The organism is Candidatus Schmidhempelia bombi str. Bimp (assembly GCF_000471645.3).
GTDB lineage: Bacteria > Pseudomonadota > Gammaproteobacteria > Enterobacterales > Orbaceae > Utexia > Utexia bombi.
In genome coordinates this window covers 1-10,510 of sequence record NZ_AWGA01000038.1, presented here as the reverse complement: position 1 = coordinate 10,510, position 10,510 = coordinate 1, and the positions used below count along the sequence as shown (strand labels likewise).

Annotated in this window: 11 protein-coding genes; 2 read left to right on the top strand and 9 right to left on the bottom strand. The window is 37.0% G+C overall.

What is annotated here, in order from left to right; translation table 11 throughout:
- Window positions 1-6 precede the first annotated feature (6 nt).
- From tsf to def, 3 genes are all read right to left on the bottom strand, one after another.
- On the bottom strand, window positions 7-864 hold the full coding sequence (gene tsf / locus O970_RS03720) for a translation elongation factor Ts (protein ID WP_024495818.1): 858 nt from the start codon (window positions 862-864) through the stop codon (window positions 7-9).
- 103 nt (window positions 865-967) lie between these two features.
- Window positions 968-1,699, bottom strand: a complete 732-nt coding sequence (rpsB, locus tag O970_RS03715; RefSeq protein ID WP_024495817.1) for a 30S ribosomal protein S2 — start codon at window positions 1,697-1,699, stop codon at window positions 968-970.
- Between the two features lie 285 nt (window positions 1,700-1,984).
- The gene (gene def / locus O970_RS03710; RefSeq protein ID WP_024495816.1) at window positions 1,985-2,497 is read right to left on the bottom strand and encodes a peptide deformylase; all 513 of its coding nucleotides are present in this window, start codon (window positions 2,495-2,497) and stop codon (window positions 1,985-1,987) included.
- Window positions 2,498-2,612: 115 nt separating this feature from the next.
- Here def and dprA point away from each other — a divergent pair, with 115 nt between their 5' ends.
- Both dprA and tsaC read left to right on the top strand, forming a co-directional pair.
- Entirely contained in the window at window positions 2,613-3,755 is a 1,143-nt protein-coding gene (gene dprA, locus O970_RS03705) for a DNA-processing protein DprA (protein WP_024495815.1), read from the top strand.
- 39 nt (window positions 3,756-3,794) lie between these two features.
- Complete coding sequence (tsaC, locus tag O970_RS03700; protein ID WP_024495814.1) at window positions 3,795-4,355, top strand: L-threonylcarbamoyladenylate synthase type 1 TsaC; 561 nt, start codon at window positions 3,795-3,797, stop codon at window positions 4,353-4,355.
- A gap of 8 nt (window positions 4,356-4,363) precedes the next feature.
- Here tsaC and O970_RS03695 read toward each other — a convergent pair whose 3' ends face one another.
- The 6 genes from O970_RS03695 to mnmG form a co-directional block, all read right to left on the bottom strand.
- Complete coding sequence (locus tag O970_RS03695) at window positions 4,364-5,137, bottom strand: Cof-type HAD-IIB family hydrolase (RefSeq protein WP_024495813.1); 774 nt, start codon at window positions 5,135-5,137, stop codon at window positions 4,364-4,366.
- Between the two features lie 61 nt (window positions 5,138-5,198).
- Window positions 5,199-5,900: a DnaA inactivator Hda gene (gene hda / locus O970_RS03690; protein ID WP_024495812.1), complete on the bottom strand. Its 702-nt coding sequence runs from the start codon at window positions 5,898-5,900 to the stop codon at window positions 5,199-5,201.
- 248 nt (window positions 5,901-6,148) lie between these two features.
- Window positions 6,149-7,369: a uracil-xanthine permease family protein gene (locus tag O970_RS03685; protein WP_024495811.1), complete on the bottom strand. Its 1,221-nt coding sequence runs from the start codon at window positions 7,367-7,369 to the stop codon at window positions 6,149-6,151.
- A 111-nt stretch (window positions 7,370-7,480) separates the two neighbouring features.
- The gene (upp, locus tag O970_RS03680; RefSeq protein ID WP_024495810.1) at window positions 7,481-8,107 is read right to left on the bottom strand and encodes a uracil phosphoribosyltransferase; all 627 of its coding nucleotides are present in this window, start codon (window positions 8,105-8,107) and stop codon (window positions 7,481-7,483) included.
- Window positions 8,108-8,272: 165 nt separating this feature from the next.
- Complete coding sequence (rsmG, locus tag O970_RS03675) at window positions 8,273-8,893, bottom strand: 16S rRNA (guanine(527)-N(7))-methyltransferase RsmG (protein WP_036562565.1); 621 nt, start codon at window positions 8,891-8,893, stop codon at window positions 8,273-8,275.
- Between the two features lie 12 nt (window positions 8,894-8,905).
- Window positions 8,906-10,510 (bottom strand): tRNA uridine-5-carboxymethylaminomethyl(34) synthesis enzyme MnmG (gene mnmG, locus O970_RS03670; RefSeq protein WP_051318591.1); only part of this gene is annotated, 1,605 nt, incomplete at its 5' end.

Below are 10,510 nucleotides of genomic sequence, written 5' to 3'. Positions count from 1 at the left end.
TACTGATTAAGACTGTTTTGACATCGCCGCCACTTCCGCTGCGAAATCAACTTCGACTTTCTCAATCCCTTCACCCACTTCAAAGCGGATAAATTTAGCAACAGATGCATTTTTCTCTTTCAGAACCGCACCAACAGTTTTGCTTGGATCCATAACGAAATCTTGACCAGTTAAAGAGACTTCACCAGTGAATTTACGCATACGGCCTTCGACCATTTTTTCAGCAATCTCACGTGGTTTGCCCGATTGCATTGCAATATCAATCTGAATTTGACGCTCATGCGCAACGACATCAGCGGGTACATCATCAGGACTTACATATTCTGGTTTGCTTGCTGCAATATGCATAGCAATGTGTTTCACGGTCTCATCATCGGCACCGGTAGCCGCAACTAATACACCGATACGAGCGCCGTGCTGATAAGCACCAATAACATCACCTGATAATTCTTCAATACGACGAATACTGATATTTTCACCAATAGTCGCCACTAACGTCGTGCGTTTTTCTTCAAATTTTGCTTGTAAAGTAGCAACATCACTAATTTTTTCATTTAACGCTGTTTCTGCCACTTCATTACTGAAGGCTAAGAAACTGTCATCTTTAGCAACAAAGTCAGTTTCACAGTTAACTTCTAAAATAACGCCGTATTTTTTATCAGCAGAAATTTTAGTAATAATCACACCTTCAGCCGCAACACGACCCGCTTTTTTAGCCGCTTTTGCTTGACCTGATTTACGCATGTTATCAATGGCTAATTCGATATCACCATTAGCTTCAACTAATGCTTTTTTACATTCCATCATGCCTGCGCCAGTTCTTTCGCGCAGTTCTTTTACCATTGCCGCCGTTACTTCAGCCATTTTAATCATCCTCTGTAGGGGGAGTCGTCAATTACTCCATTGTATACACTGTAAAGAATTTTATATTTAGAAAGGGTCAGAACACTGACCCTTAGAGAATTGCTTATTCAGCAGACTCAACGAAAGTTTCTTCAGAAACTGGTGCTTGATTTTGTTCACGTCCAGCACTGATCGCTTGCGATACAGCGGTTGTATATAATTGAATCGCACGAATCGCATCATCATTACCAGGGATAACATAATCAATACCGTCTGGATTAGAGTTAGTATCAACGATTGCAAACACCGGAATACCTAGGTTATTTGCTTCTTTAATCGCGATGTGTTCGTGATCTGCACCGATAACAAAGATAGCGTCAGGTAAACCACCCATGTTTTTAATACCGCCAAGGCTGTTTTCTAATTTCGCCATTTCACGAGTACGCATTAACGCTTCTTTTTTAGTTAATTTATCAAAAGTACCGTCATTAGCTTGAGTTTCTAAATCTTTTAAACGTTTGATTGATTGACGAACGGTTTTCCAGTTAGTCAACATCCCACCTAACCAACGATGGTTAACATAAAATTGATTACAGTTTTCAGCTGCTTGTTTTACTGCTTCGCTCGCTGCACGTTTAGTACCTACGAAAAGAATTTTGCCACGACGAGCTGCAATTTTATTTAATTCAGCTAATGCATCATTGAACATTGGAACTGTTTTTTCTAAGTTAATGATATGCACTTTATTACGCGCACCAAAAATAAATGGTTTCATTTTTGGATTCCAATAACGGGTTTGGTGACCAAAATGGACACCTGCTTGCAACATATCGCGCATAGATACAGTAGTAGTCATGATTACCTCATAGTCATATTGGGGTTATGCCTCCACATATCCGCTTCAACCGACCTTAATTGCTAATAAAAACAACAGGCACCCCGGCAAAGAGTGATGATATGTGTGTGTTATAACGTTGATTAATTAAAATATTTTGTTTATAGCCAATCTATAGCAATAAACAGGGCTGATTTATATCATAACTGGATGTAAATTACCAGTTTTTGATCGTCGTTATAGGTAAAAATTGTTTAAATAACAATCAATAAAGAGGGCTAGTTACTTAACTAGCCATTCGGTAGCTTAGGCGTGTTTTGCTTCAAGTCTCGCTTGCTTTTCCAATTTTTGCGCAATACGCTGACGTTTAAGTGCCGATAAGTAATCAACAAATAATTTACCGTCTAAATGATCCATTTCATGTTGAATACAGATAGCCAATAAGCCATCAGCATCAATCTCATAAGGTTTTCCTTCCCGATCCAGTGCTTTAATTTTTATGCGTTCAAATCGAGGTACAAAAGCCTGCGTATCTGGCACCGATAAGCAACCTTCGTCTATGCCCGTTTCACCCGACTTATCAATAATTTCTGGGTTGATAATCACATAAACTTCATTACCTTCTTCAGATACATCAATGACAATAATACGTTGATGAAAATCAACTTGTGTCGCCGCTAATCCGATACCCTGCTTTTCATACATCGTATCAATCATATCATCGATAAATTGCTGTATTTCAGGCGTAATCTCAGTCACAGGTTGTGCTTTTTTACGTAACCGTTCATCAGGAAATCGTAATACAGGTAAAATAGCCATAGATTTTATGAACTTCCTCTAAAAAATTAGTTCTTGGTGCTTAGTTGGGTATTGTAATCATTTATGATGTGAATTAATAGAAATAATCGACTATCGTTAAAATAACAATTAACTTATGAATAGAGATGAATTATTTATTCGTTTATCCATGATAAAAGGTCATAAGCGACAAATAATAGAAAAATTAACTGATGATAATGTGGATATAGATTCAATATGTATCGAACAATTACTCATCGATTTGGGGTTTAATCAACAACAAAAAATTGCTTTTAAACAGCTTGATAGTACTAAAATAAACACCGTACTTAATTGGTTAGAAGAGCCAAATCATCATCTAATTACGTATATAGATTCGCGCTATCCACCTTTGTTAAAATCTATTCATAGTGCACCTATGCTACTTTTTGTTAAAGGTGATGTGAATTTATTATCATCGCCGCAATTAGCAATGGTTGGTAGCCGTCAATTTAGCGATTATGGCGCTCAATGGTCACGCTATTTCGCTAGTGAGTTAGCTCTGAATGGGCTAACTATCACCAGTGGTTTAGCTTTGGGAATCGATGGGCTTTGTCATCGTGGCGCTTTAGATGTTCAAGGAAAGACCATTGCCGTATTAGGTAGTGGCTTAAGACAGATAACCCCACGTAGCCACTTAGGTTTAGCCCAAGACATTATTAATGGGAATGGAGCAATAATCGCTGAATTCTTTCCTGATGAACCAGCTAGACCAGAATATTTTCCTCGACGTAATCGTATTATTAGCGGCTTAAGTTTAGCCACATTTGTGGTTGAAGCCTCTCTCAAAAGTGGATCGTTAATTACCGCTAACTATGCCATCGAACAAAATAGAGATGTTTTTGCGTTACCTGGCGATATCAGTAATGAAAATGTTCATGGAACACACCAGTTAATCCAACAAGGGGCTTATTTAGTTAGTCGTCCAGCCGATATTTTACAGCATTTGAGTCAAAGCAGCTTATGTTACTTTACCAATAATCACCACATTCCTTATTACCATGACCATACTCAATGTCAAACATCTAATCGCGATTTTACACAAAAAAACTTCCCCCATTCTGAGATCTTCGCTATGATCCACCATCATCCAATATCCGTTGATGTTATTGCTCAAACCTTATCAATACCAATCGCTGATTTAACCATCAAATTGCTTGATTTAGAATTAATGGGCGCCATTAAAGTGGTCAATGGTGGATATATTCGTTGCCATATCAATCATGTTAAGTGCAATTGAGTATCGTGTTGTCATCCTACTGGTAGAATAAAGGTCGTTATGAGTAAAAAATTGTCCATTAATGCAGCTATCGATTATTTGTCGAATCAACAAGTTATTGCCTATCCAACCGAGTCCATTTTTGGTTTAGGTTGTGATCCGGATAGTGAAAAGGCAGTTAAGCAATTATTGGAATTAAAAAAACGTGATATAAATAAAGGGTTGATATTAATTGCCGATAATTATCAACAATTACTGCCTTATATTGATGATGATGGTTTATCTACTGAACAAAAAAATATGATGTTTGAAAGCTGGCCGGGGCATGTCACTTGGATTTTACCTAAAAATAGCGCCACACCTTATTTTATTACTGGTCAATTTGATACTATTGCGGTCAGAGTAACCGCACATCCGGTCGTCAAAGCATTGTGTCACCAATATGGTAAACCCATCGTCTCGACCAGTGCTAACTTATCAGGTTACGCCCCTTGCCAAACCAGTGAACAGGTACAGCAACAATTCGGTCAATCTTTCCCTATATTACAAGGAAAATTAGGAAATAAGACTAACCCCTCTCAGATTAGAGATAGTCGTAATGGTCAAATTATCCGATATTGAGATTAAAATTAGATTAACCCTACTTTTTGTAGCCCTTTAGTAATGCCATCATGATCATTATCATCAGTAATAAATTCGGCTAATGCTTTTAAAGGTTCAACACTATTTTTCATTGCAATCGGATGATCCACTGTGGCGAACATCTCTAGATCGTTAAAACCATCACCAAAAGCATACGTAGGCACATCAGTAAACTTTAATTTAGATAATAACTGAGTGATACCATTTCCTTTTGAGCCGTCGCGGTTAAAAACGTCAACACAATAAGGGTTATTACGGATAAATTGAAGTTCAGGGAAATGGTCAGGATATTGGTCTTCACCGTTTTGGCAAAAAAGTAATAACATCTGAATCGCAACTTTTTTATAAAGCTCACTATCGATATCAGGCATCGTTTGATGTAAGCATTGATAAAGTTGTTCAGTAGCCCTATCATGAGCTGATACACGCCGGATATAATCACTATAGAAGGCGAGCGGAATACCTTTGCTTGCAGAGAAATCAATCATTCGTTTAATGACGGATAGAGGAATATCATTTGAATAAATTTTTTTCCCTTTATAAATAACGCTTTGCCCATTCATACCGACGATAGAATCGATACTGGTTTTTTGCATAATTCCGCTAACTTCATCAGCCGTCCTTCCTGTCGATAAAACCGCAACAATGTTATTTTGATGTAATTTATTTATCGCCATTATAGAACTAGGTAACACTTCAACTTGGCTATTAAGTAGTGTTCCATCTAAATCGAAAAAGACAATCGCATCCGGTTTTTGCATATTTTTTCCTAAATGAAAAAGATTAAATATATAAGTTCATTAAGACCTTATACTCATATCATTACAGTTTTAAAACTTCTTTTACAAACGGAATAGTTAGCTTTCTTTTTTCGGTAATCGTTGCAATATCTAACTTTTCAAGTATAGTAAACAGTGATCGCATATCACGATCTAAACGCTTTAATAAAAATAGCCCCACTTCATCGGAAATTTCAAATCCCCTTAGGCGAGCTCTCAATTGTAAAGCGGCTAATTTATCCACATCGTCAAGTTCCGTTAGTTGATACACTTGTCCCCACGATAAACGTGACCCTAAATCAGGCAATGACAATCCCAACTGCGCCGGCGGTAAGTTACCAGTAATTAATAAGCAGGTTCGTTTCTTTTCGTATAAACGATTAAATAAGTAAAAAATTGCTTCTTCCCATGCCGCAATACCTTTAACTGCATCAATATCATCTAGGCAGACTAAATCACAATATTCTAATCCATCTAATATTTCTGGAGAAAAGGTAATATATTGTGCTAAAGGAATATAACAGACCGTTTTATTACGATTAGCCACATAGCTACAAGCCGCATGCAATAGATGGGTTCTACCCGCTGAAGGTAGCGACCACAAATAAATAGAGTTAACTCCTTCACTAACCAGAGCAACGTGTAATGCTTCAATTAATAACTGATTCTTACCATTGTAGAAACTATCGAATGTTTCGTCATCAGGTAAAGAAACAGGAAGCGGAAGTTGCTGAGAATGATTCAGATTGACCTCATAAAACTAATTTAACAATTTTGTCATTAAGTATAAATTCTGTTTGATAAAAATCAACAAGTATCATTATGATTGTGATGATACTTGTTAGTTTTTAGCATGAAAAAATAATCATAAACAAAATATTTATTATTGAATAGATGGTTAACTATATAACCGATAATAAGTTCTAGATTGTAATTAATACTAAATGTCGTTTAGTCTAAAATAACAATTTATTTATATAATAATTAAGCCAATTATTTAGCTTTAGGTAGTATAAGATTTAATAAAATAGCTATAATTCCACACAAACTAATCCCTTGTAAAACATAGCTACCAAAATCAAAGACCATTCCACCAATACCAAAGACTAAAACTAAAGATACAATACACATATTACGTGATTGAGACAAATCCACGTTATGTTTGACTAAAATATTGATCCCAACTGACGCAATCGATCCAAATAAAAGTACCATAATTCCGCCCATAACAACAGAAGGAATCGAGTTTAAAAACGCACCAACTTTACCAATAAAGGACATTGCGATAGCCCAAAGCGCTGCCCAAGTCATAATTCGGGTTTTAAAATTACCGGTTAATATAACCGCACCAATCACCTCTGCATAAGTGATACAAGGTGGACCACCAAACATCGCTGCTGTAGAGGTCGCTAATCCATCACCTAATAAAGTTCGCTGTAATCCTGGATTTTGAATATAGTTTTTACCCGTTACCGCGCCAATTGCCGTGATGTCTCCTACATGTTCTATCGTAGGAGCAATGACGATGGGTAGCATATAAAGCACGGCTTGCCATTTAAATTCAGGAACAGTAAAACTTGGTAAAATAAACCAAGGAGCATTAACAATAGGTTCAAAATTGACAATACCAAATAGACATGAAAATAAATAACCGACACCAATCGCCGCAATAATCGGAATTAATTTTAGGAAACCTTTACCACAGATAGAAAAAATTAGCGTTGTCACTAACGAAGACATAGAAATCAATAGCAACTTATATTTGGCAATATCGGGGTAACTCTCTCCCCCCATCATCATCTTAACCGCCACCGGTGCTAAAGAGAGCCCAATAACCATAATAATAGGTCCCGTCACCACAGGTGGTAAAATTCGTTTAATAATGTGAGCACTATTAATCGCAACTAAAAAGGCAAAAAATATAAAAACGAAACCAGCCGCTACCAGTCCGCCTAATGTCGCCGCAATTCCCCATTGTGCGACACCATAAGAAATGGGTGCAATAAATGCAAACGAGGAAGCTAAAAATACGGGAACTTTACCTTTTGTCACTACTTGAAAAATTAATGTGCCGATTCCTGCTGTGAACAAAGCAACATTCGCATCTAAATTAGTCAATAAAGGAACTAATACTAATGCGCCAAAAGCAACAAATAACATTTGAGCGCCAGTAAATATATCTTGTAAACAATACTTAATGTGTTTAATTAGCATTAATTTATCTAGTTGAAAATTCACGATATCTTACCTTCAATACTAAGTGATTGAACTTATGCCTTAATTAAAGCGAAAAAAAACCGGCTTATCGCCGGTTAAACAGTTAATTTATTTGGTACCAAAAATTTTATCTCCCGCATCGCCTAGACCTGGAATAATGTAGCCATGCTCATTTAATTTTTGATCAATTGAGGCAGTATAAAGCTCGACATCTGGATGGGCTTTTTCTAGTGCGGCAATACCTTCAGGTGCCGCAACTAAAACCAATACGCGAATATTTTTACAACCCGCATTTTTTAATAAATCAATAGTTGCAATCATAGATCCGCCAGTCGCTAACATAGGATCAACAACAAGCGCCATGCGTTCTTCAATATCTGATGTCAATTTTTGAAAATAAGGGATCGGTTGTAAAGTTTCTTCATCACGATAAAAACCCACAACACTAATACGCGCACTAGGAATATGTTCCAATACGCCATCCATCATACCTAAACCAGCACGTAAAATAGGAACGACAGTAATTTTTTTACCTTTGATTTGCTCAATTTCTACTTCGCCGCACCAGCCCTGAATAAGGACTTTCTCTGTTGGTAGATCAGCTGTTGCTTCATAGGTTAATAGACTACCCACTTCACTGGCTAGCGTACGAAAATCTTTCGTGCTTATTTCATTTTCACGCATTAAGCCAATTTTATGGCGTACAAGGGGATGTTTGACTTCAACAATTTTCATTAGGATCCTCAGTAGATTAAATTGGGTAATTATCACCACTGAGCGATAATAATAACATGATAAGAATAAAACCCGTAATAAAAAATCAATAAAAACCAATAAAAATAAAAAACCTAGGCAAATAGGTTTTTTATTTTTTAGTGTAATTTGCAGATACTGTTTATTTTATTGAGCTTTTTTTATCATAATTAAGTGCCGATCAGCTTGCATATCGGCAATATTGAAACAAATAATATTTTCTACTTTATAGGTATCTTGTAGTAGCGCTAGCTCTTCACTTGGATATTGCCCTTTTAAAGCATAGAAAATTCCATTTTGATTCGGTAAATGATCGCACCAACTTAACATATCTTGTAATGAGGCAAAAGCGCGGCTAATAACACCATCAAAATAGATCTCCTTTACCTCTTCAACACGACGTTGGATAGGATCAATATTCGTTAAATTTAACTCAAATTTGACCTGTTTAAGAAAACGGATACGTTTGCCTAAACTATCCACTAAGGTAAAGTGTTTGTCAGGGTTAATAATCGCTAATGGCACCCCAGGTAACCCCGGTCCTGTTCCTACATCAATAAACTTATCGCCTGATAAATAAGGAGAAACTACCAAACTATCGATAATATGTTTAATTAACATTTCGTTAGGATCTCTAACCGATGTTAAGTTATACGCTTTATTCCACTTAGCAAGTAAATTAACATAATCAATCAATAAATTGACTTGTTGTTCGCTAAGCGCGATATTATTTTTATGTAATAATTTATCTAAATTTTGTTTTAACATAGTAATTATTTATCACTTTTCTCTATCTTTCTTAAGATAATTTTTCTTTTTCAGATATACCAATAACATCGAAATAGCCGCTGGAGTTATACCTGAGATACGCGAAGCCTGTCCAATAGACACGGGTTTATGCTGATTCAGTTTCGCGACAACTTCATTCGAAAGCCCAGAAATCGATTTATAATCAATATCCTCAGGAATCATGGTTTCTTCATTACGACGTTGGCGCTCTATCTCTTCTTTTTGTCTTTCAATATAGCCATCATACTTAACCTGAATTTCCACTTGTTCGGCCGCCTGTTTATCGGCTAATCCTGGCGTAAATAATGATAATGATGTAAGACTGTTATAATTCATATCTGGACGTTTTAGCAGCTCTTCACCGTTGGCTTCTTTCGATAATGGTGCTGTTAATACGGCGTTAATTTCGGCAATGCTTTCAACATGTGGATGTGCCCATATGGCACGTAATCGTTGTCGCTCTTGTTCGATAGACGCCATTTTTAGATTAAATTGTTGCCAACGTTGATCATCCACCAAACCTAGTTTACGTCCTATTTCTGTTAATCTAGCATCCGCATTATCTTCACGTAACATTAAACGGTATTCAGCACGAGAGGTAAACATACGGTATGGCTCTTTTGTTCCTAAGGTACAAAGATCATCAACTAAAACGCCTAAATAGGCTTGATCACGACTAGGGTGCCATTGGTCTTGGTCATAAGCAAAACGAGCCGCATTTAATCCTGCAAGCAAGCCTTGCGCCGCCGCCTCTTCATAGCCAGTAGTACCATTCACTTGTCCTGCAAAAAATAAACCATCGATCAATTTACTTTCAAGAGTTGGTTTTAGATCGCGAGGATCGAAGTAATCATACTCGATCGCATAACCAGGTCTAACGATCCGTGCATTTTCTAAGCCTTTCATCGATCGTACGAAATTTAATTGTGCGTCAAATGGCAGACTGGTTGATATCCCATTGGGATAGATCTCATTGCTAGTTAATCCTTCAGGCTCTAAATAGATCTGATGTGAATTACGATCCGCAAAACGCATGATCTTATCTTCGATCGATGGACAATAACGTGGGCCGATCCCTTCGATCACGCCAGTATACATTGGACTACGATCTAAACTATCGCGAATAATTTGATGGGTGTGTTCATTGGTGCTGGTAACAAAACATGGAATTTGTCTTGGATGTTGATTAACGCTACCAAGAAAAGAAAAAACAGGCGTTGGCGTATCACCATGTTGCTGATCAAGTACCGAAAAATTTATGGTTCTAGCATCAATGCGCGGAGGCGTTCCCGTTTTTAATCGATCAATACGGAATGGATAACGATGGAATGCCGTCGATAACCCGATAGAAGCAGGATCACCAGTGCGCCCCCCACTATAATTATTTAAACCGATATGAATTTTACCATTTAAAAAGGTGCCCGCAGTGATCACAATAGCTTTACCTTTAAAGGTTACGCCCATTTCGGTCACAACGCCAGTAATTCGATCATTTTCGATTACAAGATCCTCAACCGATTGTTGAAATAACATTAGATTCTCTTGATTTTCTAAAACTGATCTTACCACCGATCGATATAAGGATCGATCGGCTTT